The sequence below is a fragment of the Streptomyces sp. NPDC021100 genome (genome assembly GCF_044333095.1).
Classification (GTDB): Bacteria; Actinomycetota; Actinomycetes; order Streptomycetales; family Streptomycetaceae; genus Streptomyces.
On the sequence record NZ_JBIRQH010000011.1, the window covers coordinates 17,692 to 32,103 of the forward strand.

Consider the following 14,412-nt stretch of genomic DNA (forward strand, 5'->3'; position numbering starts at 1 on the left):
TGTCCGCCTCCCCCTGCGACCGCCTCACGGGCACCGGATACGGTAGAAGGACCATGAGCGCACCGTTGCCCCCGCCCGTCACCCCCGCCGCCGGTGACGACGTGCCCACCCTCCTCGTCAAGATCTTCGGGAAGGACCGGCCGGGCATCACCGCCGGCCTCTTCGACACGCTCGCCGCCTACGCGGTCGACGTCGTCGACATCGAACAGGTCGTCACCCGGGGCCGGATCACCCTCTGCGCGCTGGTCACCGCGCCCGCCGGAGGCGCCGCGGCCGAGGGCGGCCTGCGGTCGACGGTGCACAGCTGGGCCGAGTCCATGCACCTCCAGACGGAGATCATCTCCGGCCGGGGCGACAACAGGCCGCGCGGCACGGGCCGTTCCCATGTCACGGTGCTGGGGCACCCGCTCACCGCGGAGTCCACGGCCGCCATCGCGGCCCGCATCACGGGCACCGGCGGCAACATCGACCGTATCTTCCGCCTCGCCAAGTACCCCGTGACGGCGGTGGAGTTCGCGGTCTCCGGCGCCGGCACGGAGGCGCTGCGCACGGCGCTGGCGATAGAGGCGGCGAAGCTCGGGGTGGACGTGGCCGTTGTGGCCGCCGGGTTGCAGCGCCGGGCGCAGCGCCTGGTGGTGATGGACGTCGACTCGACGCTGATCCAGGACGAGGTCATCGAGTTGTTCGCGGCCCACGCGGGCTGTGAGGCCGAGGTGGCCGAGGTGACCGCCCGGGCGATGCGCGGCGAGCTGGACTTCGAACAATCGTTGCACGCGCGGGTGGCGCTGCTGGAGGGGCTGCCCGAGTCGGTGGTGGACAAGGTGCGCGCGGAGGTGCGGCTGACGCCCGGCGCCCGGACCCTGATCCGCACCCTGAAGCGGCTGGGCTTCCAGGTGGGCGTGGTGTCCGGGGGGTTCACCCAGGTCACCGACGACCTGCGGGAGCGGCTGGGGCTGGACTTCGCCTCGGCCAACACCCTGGAGATCGTGGACGGCAGGCTGACCGGCCGGGTCACCGGGGAGATCGTGGACCGGGCCGGCAAGGCGCGGCTGCTGCGCCGGTTCGCCGCCGAGGCCGGGGTGCCGCTCTCCCAGACGGTGGCGATCGGTGACGGCGCCAACGACCTCGACATGCTCAACGCGGCCGGCCTGGGCGTGGCGTTCAACGCCAAGCCGGTGGTCCGGGAGGCGGCGCACACGGCGGTGAACGTGCCGTTCCTGGACACGGTGCTGTATCTGCTGGGCGTCACCCGTGAAGAGGTCGAGGCGGCGAACACGCACGAGTGACACCGGCGCGGGTGACGCCTGGGCGCCACCCGGTCCGCTCCCCCGCCGTTCCCCCACCGCGCCGGTGCCCCGCCGGATGCCCACGCTCGTCGGCATCCATGGGCGCGCGAGCACCGGGCCGCCGGTCACCGCCCCGCCGGATCACCGGCCGCCGCCCCGGGGCGGGGCGGGCCGTCCTGGACCGGGCCACGCCGTCCGCGACCGGCCCGGCTGCTCGTCAGGCGTGCGGCGCCCAGAAGGCGACCAGTCGGCCGACCCCGTGTTCGACGCTCTTCCACGAACCGGTGAAGCTGATCACCGCGATGGCCGAAGTGGGGTATCCCGAGCGGTTCAACCGGGCCAGCAGGTCCCCGTCGGCCTCGCCCGACAGGGCGTCCGCCAGGGCGTGCATCCCCGGGTTGTGCCCCACGACGACGAGGTCGCCCACCTCGTCGGACACCTCGTTGAGCAGGGCGATCAGCTCACCGAGCGATGCCTCGTAGAGCCGGTCCTCGTACACCGTCCGGGGGCGCTGGGGCAGCTCGGAGACGGCGAGCTTCCAGGTCTCGCGGGTGCGGGCCGCTGTCGAGCACAGGGCCAGGTCGGGGACGACACCCGAGCCGGCGAGCCAGCGGCCCGCGACGGGAGCGTCCTTGCGCCCGCGGTCGGCGAGCGGTCGCTCGTGGTCGTCGACGTCGGACCATTCGGCCTTGGCGTGGCGGAAGAGGACGATCCTGCGGGTCATGTCGGCGCTCATGCCGTCCAGCTTCGCATGAAACCAGCCGTGAGGCGCGGGGTGTTGGGAGGCTTGCCCTCCTCGGGGTAACGCTTCACGATATCCAGCCGTCCAGGGTGTGCCGGACGACGCGCACGACGTGCGCGACGGGGCTCTGTGACGCCGTCCGTTCGCCCTCCGCCGCCGGGGCCGCGGACGCCTGCGGAACGGGGAGGGCCGGCAGGGCGAAGAGAGCGACGAAGGCCAGGGCGGGCAGGACCACGGCCCACCACGGCAGGCGGGTCTGCGCGGTGCCTCGGGTGCGGGTGTGCCTGCCGGCGGGCATGGTCTCCTCCGTGGATGCCTCGGTGCACCGCCGCGTCGCGGTGCACTTCGAATCTACGGAGCGGGACCCCTGAGTTCCCATCCGGGAAGCCACCCACTTTTCCCGGAGGCAGACCCCCTAGGGGACGGGGGTTAACCCCACCCCCGGGGTGGGGCGGAGGAGAGGAGAAGGTGCGTCGGCCGGCCGGAGCCGGCCGACGGTCGGGCGTCGATCAGACGATGGCCAACCGATGATCAATCAGTGATCAGCCGGCGGCGATCGTCGCGATGATGCCGATGACGACGGTGATGCCGAGCATCGCGCCGAGGATGACCAGAAGCGTCTTCTGGCCGTTCTGGGGGTTGGGTTCGAGGACGGGCATGGCACCAGTGTCGCAGCCGCCGCCCCCGGCCGGGCACCGGGGTCGGGCGTGGCGCGCCACCGCCGGGCGGCGGCGCGGGCGTCGGTTCGCCGGCGTCGGATCAGCGGAGCCAGGATCAGCGGAGCCGGAACTCGTCCTCGACGCTCCGGTTGCGGCCGGCCAGCACCCCGGCGACGGCCTGCGGGACCATCAGCGCGGCCAGCAGGGCGATCGGCAGTCCCCAGCCGCCGGTCTGCTGGTAGAGCCGGCCCACCAGCAGCGGCCCGGGAATGGAGATCAGGTATCCGACGCTCTGGGCGAAGGCGGACAGCCGGACGACGCCGGCTCCGGTCCGCGCGCGCATCCCGATCATCGTCAGGGCCAGCGGGAAGGAGCTGTTGGCGATGCCGAGCAGCACCGCCCAGACCCAGGAGCCGCCCACCGGGGCGAGCCACAGCCCGGTGTACCCCGCCAGACCGCAGGCGACCAGCGCCACGACCAGGGGGCCTTGGTTCCGCATCCGGGCCGCGAGACGCGGCAGCAGGAAGGAGAACGGGACGCCCATCAGCATCGTCACCGCCGCCAGCAGTCCGGCGGTCGAGGCCGAGACACCCGCGTCGCGGAAGATCTGGGGCATCCAGCCCATGGTGATGTACGCGCCGGTGGCCTGGAGGCCGAAGAAGACCGCCAGGGCCCAGGCGGTGGGGCTGCTGGTGATGCGCGGGGCGCGCGCGTCGGTGACGTCGGCGCTCCGGGGGGCGTGCGCGCTGTGGGGAGCGGTGTTCGGGGTGGTCGTACGGGCGCGTTCCGCGCCCTCCGGCGCGGTTTCGGTGGCCGGCGCCTCCTTCGCGGCGCGTTCCGGCCGTTCGCCCGGCCGGCGGGCGATGACCGCCCAGGGCAGCGCCGCGGCGAGGGCGAGCAGCGCCCACACGGCGAGGCCCGGCCGCCAGCCGCCGCCCATCGCGTCCGCCAGCGGCACGGTACTGGCCACGGTGACGGCCGCCCCGCCGGTGAGGGCCATCGAGTACAGGCCGGTCATCGGGCCGACGCGGTCCGGGAACCAGCGTTTGACCACGACCGGCATCAGCACGTTGCCCACCGCGATACCGGCCAGCGCCAGCGCGCTGAGCAGCAGGAATCCCCCGACGCCGGCCACGAACGGGCGGAGTGCCAGTCCGGTGGCGATGGCCGCGAGGCCGGCGCAGACGACGGTCGCCGGGCCCCAGCGGCGGGCCAGCCGGGGGGCGGCGGGGCCGAGGACGGCGAAGCAGAGGGAGGGGATGGAGGTGAGCAGTCCGGCGACGGTGCCGTTCATGCCGAGCCCGTCCCGCACCTCCTCCATGAGGGAGCCGAGGCTGGTGACGGCCGGCCGGAGGTTGAAGGCCGCCAGCACCAGGCCGAGGGCGAGGAACCGCCGCGGCCAGGGCGAGGCGGCCGGCCGCGCGGTCCCTGTCACGATGCGGTGGGCCGTCCCGTCGGAGTGGGGGGTCCCGTGGGAGGCCGTGGCCGTCGTGGGCTCCTTGCCTGCTGCTGCACCTGTCATACAGCCAATCATAGAATCATGGGATGAATGGAATGCCATGCCGCTGACCTCGCCCCACAAGACTCCCCTGGTCGATCAGGTCATCACACAACTGCGGGCCCAGATCACTTCCGGTGAGTGGCCGGTCGGCTCCCGTATCCCCACCGAGCCGGAGCTCGTCGGACGGCTCGGCGTCGCCCGCAACACCGTCCGGGAAGCCGTGCGCGCCCTCGCGCACAACGGGCTGCTCGCGATCCGGCAGGGCTCCGGCACGTACGTCGTCGCCACCAGCGAACTCGCCGGGGTGATGGGCCGGCGCTTCGCCCGGGCCGACCCACGGCACGTCGCCGAGCTGCGCAGCGCCCTGGAGACCAAGGCCGCCGCGCTGGCCGCGTCGCGGCGGACCGACGCGGACCTGAGCCAGCTGGAGCTTCTGCTGGAGCGGCGGGCGGAGGCGTGGCGGTCGGGGGACCTGGAGGAGTTCGTCGAGGCCGACGCCACGTTCCATACCGCCGTCGTCGCCGCCGCGCACAACGAGGTGCTGGCCGCGCTCTACGCCGACCTCGGCTTCGTCGTACGGGAGTTCCTGCGCGCGGACGTCGGTGCCGAGCCGCGGTCCCGGGCGCTGACCGATCACGGGAGGCTGGTCGAGGCGATTCGGGCCGGGGACGCGGGTGCCGCGGCGGCGGAGGCGAGTGAGCATCCGTATGTGGCGCGGGAGGACGCGGAGGGTGACGCGCACGGCGGTCAGCCCGGGGTGTGACTCACCCATGCCTCGCGTATGCGCAGCCAGCAGCGCTGCGAGAGGGTGACGTGGCGGGTGGGGTCGACGGTCGCGGGGGCCGTGTCCATGGCCGGGTCCCACCAGTGGGCGCAGCGGAGGTGGAGCTGGACGCGGTCGGGGGTGGCGTTGCCGTTGTAGCAGTCCGCCGTGGCGTGGGAGTTGCGGATGCGGGTGTGGCACTCGGCTTGTTGTTGGCGCGGGGCGGCGGCGGCCGGGGCGGCCAGGGTCGTCGCTACCAGGAGCAGGGGTGCGGCTTTTGCCGCGGTGCGTATCGCTGTGCATATCACTGCCGTACCTCCTCCCGCACGGTGGTCCGGTTCTCTCAGTGTGGGGGTGGACGGCTTGGTTCTCGACTCGGGGCTGCGCCCCGGGTGAGGCGCCCCGGTCCCTCCCCCAGAGGAGGCACCCCATTCACCATTTCTTGCTGGGGCGAGCCCCCGCACCCCCGCAGTACGCTGCGCGCTCCCCCAGAGGGGGTACCCCCAGTCCTCAAACGCCGGACGGACTGACAAAGGGCCGCGGTCCGGTTTCCCGGACCGCGGCCCTCGACACGCCTGGAGCTACGCCCGAAGCGTCAGGCGCCCATCATGTGCACGCCACCGTCGACGTGCACGATCTCGCCCGTCGTGCGCGGGAAGAAGTCCGACAGCATGCCGACGACGCCGCGGCCGGCCGGCTCCGGGTCGGCCAGGTCCCAGCCGATGGGGGCGCGGTGGTTCCAGACGTCCGCGAGCTCCTCGAAGCCCGGGATGGACTTGGCGGCCATGGACTTGATGGGGCCGGCCGAGACCAGGTTGCAGCGGATGCCCTTGGGGCCCAGGTCACGGGCGAGGTAGCGGTTGGTGCCCTCCAGGGCGGCCTTGGCCACGCCCATCCAGTCGTACTTCGGCCAGGCGATCTGCGCGTCGAAGGTGAGGCCGACGATGGAGGAGCCCTCGCGCATCAGCGGCAGCAGGGCCATGGCCAGCGACTTGTAGGAGTACGCCGAGACCTGGACGGCCGTGGAGACGTCCTCCCAGGTGGCCTCGAGGAAGTTGAAGGCGCCCTGGGGGCCGAAGGCGATCGAGTGCACGATGCCGTCGAGGGGCACGTCGTCGCCGATGTGCTCGCGCACCTTGGCGGCCAGGCCGTCCAGGTGCTCCTGGTTGCTGACGTCCAGCTCGATCACCGGCGCCGGCTTCGGGAGCCGCTTGGCGATGCGCTCGACCAGGGAGAGTCGGCCGAAGCCGGTCAGGACGACCTCGGCGCCCTCGTTCTGGGCCACCTTGGCGGCCTGGAAGGCGATCGACTGCTCGGTGAGGACACCCGTGACCAGGATGCGCTTGCCTGCGAGGATTCCACTCATGGCGTTCAGTGACCCATGCCCAATCCGCCGTCGACAGGAATGACGGCTCCGGTGATGTATGCGGCCTCTTCGGAGGCGAGGAAGCGGACCGAGGCGGCGATCTCCTCGGGCTGCGCGTAGCGGCCCAGCGGAACGTTGGCCACGATCCCCGCGCGCTGCTCGTCGCTGAGCACGCGCGTCATGTCGGTGTCCACGAAACCGGGGGCGACGACGTTGACGGTGATGTTCCGGGAGCCCAGCTCACGGGCGACGGAGCGGGCGAAGCCGATGAGGCCGGCCTTGGACGCCGCGTAGTTCGCCTGGCCGGCCGAGCCCAGCAGGCCCACCACGGAGGAGATCAGCACCACGCGGCCCTTGCGGGCGCGGAGCATGGGCCGGGAGGCGCGCTTGACGACGCGGAACGTCCCGGTGAGGTTGGTCTCCACCACCGAGGTGAAGTCCTCCTCGGACATGCGGAGCAGCAGCTGGTCGCGGGTGACGCCGGCGTTGGCCACCAGCACCTCGACCGCGCCCTGCTTCTCCTCGATCTCCTTGAACGCCTGCTCGACCTGCTCCGGGTCCGTGATGTCGCACTTCACCGCCAGGCACCCCTGGTCCAAGAGCGCCGCGGGCGGCTCGCCCGAGCGGTAGGTGACGGCGACCTTGTCGCCCGCGTCGGCGAACGCGCGCGCGATGGCGAGGCCGATGCCCCGGTTTCCTCCGGTGACGAGAACCGAGCGGCTCAAAGGATCACCCTTCCGTTGACGAATCCGCACAGGGACGGAGCTGGACTACACGAACGTATCGGTAGAGGTCGCCGGGGCGACAATCGGGCACTGACAGGCGGTGTGGCCGGTCCCTGTTGGATCTCTACAGAATCTCCTGCGGAAGGCGGCCCGGGGATGGGCATGATGCACGGCGACGACCCCGGGAGGTTCCGTGCCGCACGCCATCGACGCGTCATTCCTCGCACTGCCCCTGCGCCCGCTCGCCGACGCCGCCCTCGCCCGCGCCCGTGCGCTGGGCGCCGACCACGCCGACTTCCGCCTGGAACGGGTCCGCAACGCCTCCTGGCGGCTGCGCGACGCCCGGCTCGCGGGGTCCGCGGACATCACGGACCTGGGGTACGCGGTACGCGTGGTGCACGGCGGCGCCTGGGGTTTCGCCGCCGGGACGGAGCTGACGATGGACGCCGCCGCCCGGGTGGCCGGCCAGGCCGTGGCCATGGCCCGGCTGGCCGGCAAGGTGACGGCCGCGGCCGGCTCGGGCGACCGCGTGGAGCTGGCGGACGAGCCGGTGCACGCGGAGCGGACCTGGGTGTCGCCGTACGAGCGGGACCCGTTCGGCGTACCGCCCGCCGAGCGGACCGCCCTGCTGGCCGACTTCAGCGCGCGGCTGCTGGCCGCCGACGGGGTGACGCACGCCGACGCGTCGCTGGTGGCCATCCACGAGAACAAGTTCTACGCGGACACGGCGGGTACGGTCACCACCCAGCAGCGCGTCCGGGTGCACCCGCAGTTCACGGCGGTGGCCGTGGACCCGGCGGGCGGCGTGGAGTCCATGCGCACCCTGGCCCCGCCGACGGCCCGCGGCTGGGAGTACCTGACGGGCACCGGCTGGGACTGGGACGCGGAGCTGGCCGAGCTGCCGGAGCTGCTGGCGGCGAAGGTGCGCGCGCCGAGCGTGCGGCCGGGCGCGTACGACCTGGTCATCGACCCGTCGAACTTGTGGCTGACCATCCACGAGTCCGTCGGGCACGCCACCGAGCTGGACCGCGCGCTCGGTTACGAGGCGGCGTACGCGGGCACCTCGTTCGCCACCCCGGACCGGCTCGGGAAGCTCGTCTACGGCTCGCCGCTGATGAACGTCACCGGCGACCGGACGGCCGAGCACGGGCTGGCGACCGTCGGCTACGACGACGAGGGGGTGGCCGCCCAGGAGTGGGACATCGTCAGGGACGGGATCCTGGTGGGCTGGCAGCTCGACCGCCGGATCGCCCGGCTGCACGGTCTCGGCCGGTCCAACGGCTGCTCGTACGCGGACTCGCCGTCGCACATGCCGGTGCAGCGGATGGCCAACGTCTCGCTGCGGCCCGCGCCGGACGGCCCGTCGACCGAGGAGCTGATCGCGGGCGTGGACCGGGGGATCTACGTCGTCGGCAACCGGTCCTGGTCGATCGACCAGCAGCGGTACAACTTCCAGTTCACCGGCCAGCGCTTCTTCCGGATCGAGCGCGGACGGCTCGCGGGCCAGCTGCGGGACGTGGCGTACCAGGCGACCACCACGGACTTCTGGGGCTCGATGACCGCGGTGGGCGGTCCGGACACCTATGTCCTGGGCGGGGCGTTCAACTGCGGCAAGGCGCAGCCGGGGCAGATCGCGGCGGTGTCGCACGGCTGCCCGTCGGCGTTGTTCCGCGGGGTGAACGTGCTCAACACGGTGCGGGAGGCGGGCCGTTGAGGCGCGGCGGGGAAGCGTACGGAACCGGGACGGCGACGAGGGGAGCCCACACGTGACAGCACGTCGGAACAGGCCGCAGGAGATCGTGGAGCGGGCCCCCGCGCTGTCCCGCGCGGACGGTTGCGCGGTGGTCGTCGCGGAGCGCTCGTCGGCCGATCTGCGCTGGGCGCGCAACGCGCTGACCACCAATGGCACCGCGCGCGGGCGCGCCGTGACCGTGATCGCGACGATGGGCGGCGGGCAGGGGACGGCCGCCGGGGTGGTGTCGGGCTCGGCGGTGACGGCCGACGACGTGGAGCCGCTGGTGCGGGCCGCCGAGGAGGCCGCGCGCGGGGCGGGGCCCGCCGACGACGCGTGGCCGCTGGTGGCGGACGTCCCGCACTCCCCCGCGTTCGCGGAGCCGCCGGGCGAGACGTCCGCCGCCGTCTTCGACGCGTTCGCCCCGGCGCTCGGCGAGTCCTTCGCCCGGGCCCGGGCCGAGGGCCGCGAGCTGTACGGCTACGCCCGGCACCAGACGGTCACCTCCTACCTGGGCAGCTCGACCGGGCTCCGGCTGCGGCACGACCAGCCCATGGGCCGGGTGGAGCTCAACGCGAAGGACGTGCGCGGTCCCGGGTCGGCGTGGCTGTCGCGGGCCACGGAGGGGTTCGCCGACGTCGATCCGCGCGTGCTGGACGGGGAGCTGGCCCGGCGGCTGGCCTGGGCGGCCCGGGGCCGGAGCGAGCTGCCCGCCGGGCGGTATCCGACGCTGCTGCCGCCGGCGGCCGTGGCGGACCTGGTGTGCTACCAGCAGCTGCGGGCGGACGCGCGGGACGCGGCGGAGGGGCGGACGGTGTTCGCGCGGCCGGGCGGTGACGGGCCGGGTGACAGCGGGCCGGGCGGCCGGACGCGGGTGGGCGAGAAGCTGTCCGGCCTGCCGCTGACCCTGCGCAGCGATCCGTACGCCCCCGGCCTGGAGTGCGCGCCGTTCGTGCTGACGGACGGCTCGGACACCCGGTTGTCGGTCTTCGACAGCGGGCTGCCGCTGGCGGCGACGGACTGGATCCGCGACGGGGTGCTGGAGCGGCTGACCGCCGGCCGGCACGCCGCCGCGCTGACGGGCCTGCCCGTCGCCCCGTACACGGACAACCTGATCCTGGAGGCGGGCGGCACCCGGTCGCTGGAGGAGATGGTCGCCGCGAGCGGGCACGACGGTCCCGAGCTGCTGCTCACCTCGCTCTGGTACATCCGCGAGGTGGACCCGGCGACGCTGCTGGTCACCGGGCTGACCCGGGACGGCGTCCTGCTGGTGCGGGACGGCGAGGTCGTCGGCGAGGTGAACAACTTCCGGTTCAACGAGTCGCCGGTGGACCTGCTGTCCCGGGCGGTGGAGGCGGGCCGCACCGAGCGCACGGTGCCGCGCGACCTGGCGAAGGTCTGCCCGCGCGCGGCGATGCCGGCGCTGCGGGTGCCCGACTTCCACATGAGTTCCGTCAGCAAGGGGGTGTGAGAGCCGGGGCGTCGGGGGCGGTACGGGCGGGGGCGCCGCGCACACGGCCGAATAGACTGGCGCACGACCGACCCGCTCCGCCCCCTGTGCCCTCCGGGCGCCGGGGCCCACCGTCCGCTACAGATCTCAGGAACGCCATGACACGCCTCGGCGAATCCGTCGCCCGCGCCAGTGAGCTCCTCGCACAGGACCTCTCCCTCGACTCGACCGTGGAGCAGCTGCTCACCGAGACCAAGGCGCGGCGTTATCTGGACCTGTCGGACCTCTCGGCGCGGGAGCAGGCGGAGCTGATCGCCGGCCGCGCGGTGGAGGTGCTGCCCGGTACCGACAAGCTGGCCGAGCGGATCGACGAGCGCCGGGCCGCCGGCGAGAGCCTGCACATCAAGCTGGGCATCGACCCGACGGCGGCCGACGTGCACCTCGGCCACACCGTGCCGATGATCGTCCTCAACCGCTTCCAGCGGATGGGCCACGAGGTCACGCTGCTGATCGGCGACTTCACCGCCAAGATCGGCGACCCGACGGGCCGGACGGCCGAGCGCCCGCCGCTGACCGACGAGGACATCGAGAAGAACCTCGCGGGCTACCGCGAGCAGGTGCGGCCCTTCTTCGACTTCGAGAAGGTCAGCTTCCGGCAGAACAGCGAGTGGCTGGCGCCGTTCACCTTCCCCGAGCTGCTGGGCCTGCTCAACCAGGTGCCGGTCTCGCAGCTGCTGCAGCGCGAGGACTTCCGCAACCGCCTCGCCGCGGGTTCGGGTCTGACCATGTCGGAGCTGATGTACCCGATCGCGCAGGGCCTGGACTCGGTGGCGCTGGACTGCGACGTCGAGCTCGGCGGCGCCGACCAGCTGCTCAACCTGCAGATGGGCCGCAAGCTGATGGAGCTGCGCGGGCAGCGTCCGCAGCTCGTGGTGACCATGCCGCTGATCGAGGGCACCGACGGCACCGGCGCGAAGATGTCCAAGTCCAAGGGCAACTACGTGGGCCTGACCGCCACCGCCGACGATGTCTTCGGCAAGATCATGTCGGTTCCGGACCGGCTGATGGAGCCGTACCTGAAGGCGTGGACCGAGTGGACGGACGCGGAGATCGCGCTCGCGCTCGGCCGGGTCGGGGAGCGTTCGCTGCACCCGATGGACCTGAAGAAGGTCCTCGCCGGTGAGGTCGTGGCCGCGCTCTACGGGGTCGAGGCCGCGATGGCCGCCCGGGCCGGGTTCGTCGCCCAGTTCTCGAAGAAGACCTTCACCGACGTCGGCGACCTGCCGGTGGTCGAGGTGGCCGAGCACGGCGCCGAGCCGGTCACGGCCGTCCTCAGCAAGGTGCTGGGCTTCCAGCCGAGCGCCTCGGCCGCGCGCCGGGTCGCCAAGCAGAACGGCCTGCGGCTGGTCGTGGAGACCGACGGCGGGCAGCAGGCGATCGTGCTGGCCGAGGCGGACGCGATCCGTCCGCTGGCCGAGGTGGTGCCCGAGCTGCTGTCGGGCGCCGGTCTTCCGGCGGCGGGCGCCGTCTACCTCAAGACGGGCCGGCGGATCGCGGAGCTCCGCGGGCTGTAGTCGTCGATCAGCGAGACGTCTCTCGCGGGGGACGTCTCGCGAGAGGCATCCCCCGCGAGGCGTCCCTCGCGCGTACGGGCGGGCCGGGTCTCCGGTCCGCCCGTACGCGTTCCCGGGGGCGGCTGCGTGCCGCCGGGCTAGACCCGCGCTCCCCTCCTGCCCCGCGTCCCGGCCCAGAGCCGGTCCCCGATGGCGACGACGATGACGGCGCCGACCAGCTGGAGCAGGTGCCGGATCCAGTCGATGCCGTGGGTGTGGCGGACTCCCAGCGCGCTGGCGGCCCAGTTGCCGAGTACGGCGCCGACCATGCCGCAGATGATCGTCAGCCAGATGGGAATCGCTTGCTTGCCCGGCAGGATCGCCTTGGCGATCAGGCCCAGGATCAGACCGACGATGATGGCCCACAACCAGTTCATGCCGCCTCCTCGTGCGACGCTGCGGAGCGTGCTCACGCCAGTGTCGGCCCGCCACCCGTCCGGCGCACGTCGAACCCTTCCGCACGCCGCCCCGTGCACGTCGAGCGCCGTCCCGGCGGCGAAAACGGAGGTGCCCCGGCCTCGTCGCGGCGGGGGCCGCGGCGTAACGTTGAGTACACACCGGTGCGAGGAACGGACCGAACCGGAGGCAGTGAGGCGAATCGGGTGGTGGATGTGATGCGGAAGCGCGGCCAGACGGAGACCTTCCGGATCACCGGGGCCCGCCAGGGACTGGCCGAGGACGTACGCGGCCGGCAGCGCCGCTATGTGATCTCGATGGGGATCCGCACGATTTCCGTGATCCTCACCGTGGTGCTCTGGAACGTGGAGCGTTACGTGGCGATCGGCACGCTGGTGCTCGGCGCTCTGCTGCCGTACGTCGCGGTCGTCATCGCCAACGCGGGCCGGGAGAACGCCCCTTCGCTGCCCGGGACGTTCATCCCCGCGCCCACGCGGCCCGCCCTGCCGCACGGCCCCGATGGAGCCCAAGAGTCCGCTGATGAGAGCGGTCGCCTGGGTCAACAGGGCGGCCAGGGCTGAGGCTTGGCGTTCGTGCCCGATAAGGGCAAGCTCAGGAAAAGCTCAAATCAATCATGTCTTTCGGTGCCCTTCAGGGGGCTCTCCGTGACATACTTCGTAGGCGCTCCGCATCCCCCGTCGGAGCGAATGATCGACGCCGGGCGGCTTCCCCCGTGGCTGCCCGGCGTCGTCGTGTCCGCATGTCGGCGGAACGAGGCGTCGGGGGACCCGGGTGACGCGGTTACGTAGAGTTGACGTGTGAACTTCCCCGAGACCGCCCCGAACTCCCCTGAGGCCGCCCCGATCTGCTCCGCCAAGGGCTGCCGCGCCCCCGCGGTGTGGGTGCTGGCGTGGAACAATCCCAAGCTGCACACCCCCGAGCGCCGCAAGACCTGGCTGGCCTGCGATGAGCACCGCGCGCACCTGTCGGACTTCCTGGGACTGCGCGGCTTCCTCAAGGACGTGGTGCGGTTCGAGGAGTGGGAGGCGCGGGAGCGCTGAGCCCCCTGCCGACGGCGGCGGTCAGCCGCCGATCGCGGACATCGGGCGGCGCGGCTGGAGGAACGCCGGGTCGTCGAGGCCCGAGCCCGCCTTCTTGCCGCGCATCGCCCGCCGCCACAGCTCGGCGATCTCCTCGTCGCCGGCCCCCGCGCGCAGGGCGCCCCGCAGGTCCGTCTCCTCGGTGGCGAACAGGCAGGTGCGCACCTGTCCGTCGGCGGTGAGCCGGGTGCGGTCGCAGGCCGCGCAGAACGGGCGGGTGACGGAGCCGATGACGCCGACCCGGGCCGGGCCGCCGTCGACCAGCCAGCGCTCGGCGGGCGCGGAGCCGCGCTCGGGGCCGGGCTCGGGGGTGAGGGCGAAGCGGGTGCGCAGGCTCGTCAGGATGTCCCCCGCGGTGATCATCCGCTCGCGGCGCCAGCCGTGCTGGGCGTCCAGCGGCATCTGCTCGATGAAGCGCAGTTCGTAGCCGTTCTCGACGGCCCAGGTGAGCAGGTCGGGCGCCTCGTCCTCGTTGAGCCCGGGCATCAGCACGGTGTTGACCTTGACGGGTTCGAGGCCGGCGGCGCGGGCCGCGGCGAGGCCGTCGAGGACGTCCTGGTGGCGCCTGCGCCGGGTGAGCGCGGCGAAGACGTCGGGGCGCAGGGTGTCGAGGGAGACGTTCACCCGGTCCAGGCCGGCGGCCTTGAGGGCGTCGGCGGTACGGGCGAGGCCGATGCCGTTGGTGGTGAGCGACAGCCGGGGGCGGGTCCCGTCGGCGCGGAGGGCGGCGCACCGCCCGACGATGTCCACCAGGCCGGGCCGGAGCAGCGGTTCGCCGCCGGTGAAGCGGACTTCGGTGACGCCGAGGAGGGTGACAGCGATCCGCACCAGGCGGACGGTCTCGTCGTCGGTGAGCAGCTCGGGCTTGGCGAGCCAGCTCAGGCCCTCCTCGGGCATGCAGTAGGTGCAGCGCAGGTTGCACCGGTCGGTCAGGGAGACCCGCAGGTCGGTGGCGACGCGGCCGTAGGTGTCGACGAGCACGGCGCTGCCCCTCCCGCTGATGGCCGATGATTCACGCTGATCGCAGCGTACGCGATGCCCCCTGAGCACCGACAGTTCACGGGACCGCCGGTGCTCGG

At 73.0% G+C, this 14,412-nt stretch carries 16 protein-coding genes; 7 read left to right on the top strand and 9 right to left on the bottom strand.

Translation table 11 applies throughout. The features are described 5' to 3' along the window. Positions 1-53: 53 nt before the first annotated feature. Positions 54-1,286, top strand: a complete 1,233-nt coding sequence (gene serB, locus ACH4PU_RS20355; RefSeq protein WP_398273572.1) for a phosphoserine phosphatase SerB — start codon at positions 54-56, stop codon at positions 1,284-1,286. A 217-nt stretch (positions 1,287-1,503) separates the two neighbouring features. On the opposite strand, the gene ACH4PU_RS20360 is transcribed toward serB, so the two are convergent. The 4 genes from ACH4PU_RS20360 to ACH4PU_RS20375 all read right to left on the bottom strand — a co-directional run bounded on the left by ACH4PU_RS20360 (position 1,504) and on the right by ACH4PU_RS20375 (position 4,209). After that, positions 1,504-2,022, bottom strand: coding sequence for a SixA phosphatase family protein (locus tag ACH4PU_RS20360; protein ID WP_398273574.1), 519 nt, complete (start codon positions 2,020-2,022; stop codon positions 1,504-1,506). Positions 2,023-2,095: 73 nt separating this feature from the next. Beyond that, positions 2,096-2,326 (bottom strand): hypothetical protein, encoded by a 231-nt coding sequence (locus tag ACH4PU_RS20365; protein WP_398273577.1) that lies wholly within the window; start codon positions 2,324-2,326, stop codon positions 2,096-2,098. Positions 2,327-2,570: 244 nt separating this feature from the next. Further along, complete coding sequence (locus ACH4PU_RS20370; RefSeq protein ID WP_398273580.1) at positions 2,571-2,687, bottom strand: SGM_5486 family transporter-associated protein; 117 nt, start codon at positions 2,685-2,687, stop codon at positions 2,571-2,573. Positions 2,688-2,802: 115 nt separating this feature from the next. Next, complete coding sequence (locus tag ACH4PU_RS20375; protein ID WP_398273583.1) at positions 2,803-4,209, bottom strand: CynX/NimT family MFS transporter; 1,407 nt, start codon at positions 4,207-4,209, stop codon at positions 2,803-2,805. Between the two features lie 37 nt (positions 4,210-4,246). Between ACH4PU_RS20375 and ACH4PU_RS20380 the strand changes: the two genes are divergently transcribed. Continuing rightward, the gene (locus ACH4PU_RS20380; RefSeq protein ID WP_398273586.1) at positions 4,247-4,951 is read left to right on the top strand and encodes a FadR/GntR family transcriptional regulator; all 705 of its coding nucleotides are present in this window, start codon (positions 4,247-4,249) and stop codon (positions 4,949-4,951) included. On the opposite strand, the gene ACH4PU_RS20385 is transcribed toward ACH4PU_RS20380, so the two are convergent. The 3 genes from ACH4PU_RS20385 to fabG form a co-directional block, all read right to left on the bottom strand. Continuing rightward, the gene (locus tag ACH4PU_RS20385; RefSeq protein ID WP_398273589.1) at positions 4,936-5,259 is read right to left on the bottom strand and encodes a hypothetical protein; all 324 of its coding nucleotides are present in this window, start codon (positions 5,257-5,259) and stop codon (positions 4,936-4,938) included. The genes ACH4PU_RS20380 and ACH4PU_RS20385 overlap by 16 nt on opposite strands. 287 nt (positions 5,260-5,546) lie before the next feature. After that, a complete protein-coding gene (gene fabI / locus ACH4PU_RS20390; protein ID WP_398273592.1) occupies positions 5,547-6,317 on the bottom strand; it encodes an enoyl-ACP reductase FabI in 771 nt (256 codons plus the stop codon). 5 nt (positions 6,318-6,322) lie between these two features. Next, the gene (fabG, locus tag ACH4PU_RS20395; protein WP_398273595.1) at positions 6,323-7,042 is read right to left on the bottom strand and encodes a 3-oxoacyl-[acyl-carrier-protein] reductase; all 720 of its coding nucleotides are present in this window, start codon (positions 7,040-7,042) and stop codon (positions 6,323-6,325) included. Positions 7,043-7,235: 193 nt separating this feature from the next. On the opposite strand from fabG, the gene ACH4PU_RS20400 reads away from it, so the two are divergent. The 3 genes from ACH4PU_RS20400 (at position 7,236) to tyrS (ending at position 11,798) form a co-directional block, all read left to right on the top strand. Further along, positions 7,236-8,756, top strand: a complete 1,521-nt coding sequence (locus ACH4PU_RS20400; RefSeq protein WP_398273598.1) for a TldD/PmbA family protein — start codon at positions 7,236-7,238, stop codon at positions 8,754-8,756. A gap of 52 nt (positions 8,757-8,808) precedes the next feature. Further along, complete coding sequence (locus ACH4PU_RS20405) at positions 8,809-10,245, top strand: metallopeptidase TldD-related protein (RefSeq protein WP_398273602.1); 1,437 nt, start codon at positions 8,809-8,811, stop codon at positions 10,243-10,245. A gap of 137 nt (positions 10,246-10,382) precedes the next feature. Then, positions 10,383-11,798 (top strand): tyrosine--tRNA ligase, encoded by a 1,416-nt coding sequence (gene tyrS, locus ACH4PU_RS20410; protein WP_398273605.1) that lies wholly within the window; start codon positions 10,383-10,385, stop codon positions 11,796-11,798. A gap of 137 nt (positions 11,799-11,935) precedes the next feature. Here tyrS and ACH4PU_RS20415 read toward each other — a convergent pair whose 3' ends face one another. Further along, positions 11,936-12,214 (bottom strand): GlsB/YeaQ/YmgE family stress response membrane protein, encoded by a 279-nt coding sequence (locus ACH4PU_RS20415; RefSeq protein WP_398273608.1) that lies wholly within the window; start codon positions 12,212-12,214, stop codon positions 11,936-11,938. A gap of 237 nt (positions 12,215-12,451) precedes the next feature. Here ACH4PU_RS20415 and ACH4PU_RS20420 point away from each other — a divergent pair, with 237 nt between their 5' ends. Both ACH4PU_RS20420 and ACH4PU_RS20425 read left to right on the top strand, forming a co-directional pair. Beyond that, positions 12,452-12,814, top strand: coding sequence for a DUF3099 domain-containing protein (locus ACH4PU_RS20420; protein ID WP_398273611.1), 363 nt, complete (start codon positions 12,452-12,454; stop codon positions 12,812-12,814). Between the two features lie 237 nt (positions 12,815-13,051). After that, entirely contained in the window at positions 13,052-13,294 is a 243-nt protein-coding gene (locus ACH4PU_RS20425) for a hypothetical protein (RefSeq protein WP_398273614.1), read from the top strand. Between the two features lie 21 nt (positions 13,295-13,315). Here ACH4PU_RS20425 and moaA read toward each other — a convergent pair whose 3' ends face one another. Next, positions 13,316-14,314, bottom strand: a complete 999-nt coding sequence (gene moaA / locus ACH4PU_RS20430; protein WP_398273617.1) for a GTP 3',8-cyclase MoaA — start codon at positions 14,312-14,314, stop codon at positions 13,316-13,318. Between the last annotated feature and the right edge of the window lie 98 nt (positions 14,315-14,412).

Coding starts and splice junctions, on each gene's coding strand:
- ACH4PU_RS20415 (WP_398273608.1), bottom strand. CDS start 12,214: ATGAACTGGTTGTGGGCCATCATCGTCGGTCTGATCCTGGGCCTGATC.
- ACH4PU_RS20365 (WP_398273577.1), bottom strand. CDS start 2,326: ATGCCCGCCGGCAGGCACACCCGCACCCGAGGCACCGCGCAGACCCGC.
- tyrS (WP_398273605.1), top strand. CDS start 10,383: ATGACACGCCTCGGCGAATCCGTCGCCCGCGCCAGTGAGCTCCTCGCA.
- serB (WP_398273572.1), top strand. CDS start 54: ATGAGCGCACCGTTGCCCCCGCCCGTCACCCCCGCCGCCGGTGACGAC.
- ACH4PU_RS20380 (WP_398273586.1), top strand. CDS start 4,247: ATGCCGCTGACCTCGCCCCACAAGACTCCCCTGGTCGATCAGGTCATC.
- fabI (WP_398273592.1), bottom strand. CDS start 6,317: ATGAGTGGAATCCTCGCAGGCAAGCGCATCCTGGTCACGGGTGTCCTC.
- ACH4PU_RS20420 (WP_398273611.1), top strand. CDS start 12,452: ATGCGGAAGCGCGGCCAGACGGAGACCTTCCGGATCACCGGGGCCCGC.
- ACH4PU_RS20370 (WP_398273580.1), bottom strand. CDS start 2,687: ATGCCCGTCCTCGAACCCAACCCCCAGAACGGCCAGAAGACGCTTCTG.
- ACH4PU_RS20375 (WP_398273583.1), bottom strand. CDS start 4,209: ATGACAGGTGCAGCAGCAGGCAAGGAGCCCACGACGGCCACGGCCTCC.
- ACH4PU_RS20360 (WP_398273574.1), bottom strand. CDS start 2,022: ATGAGCGCCGACATGACCCGCAGGATCGTCCTCTTCCGCCACGCCAAG.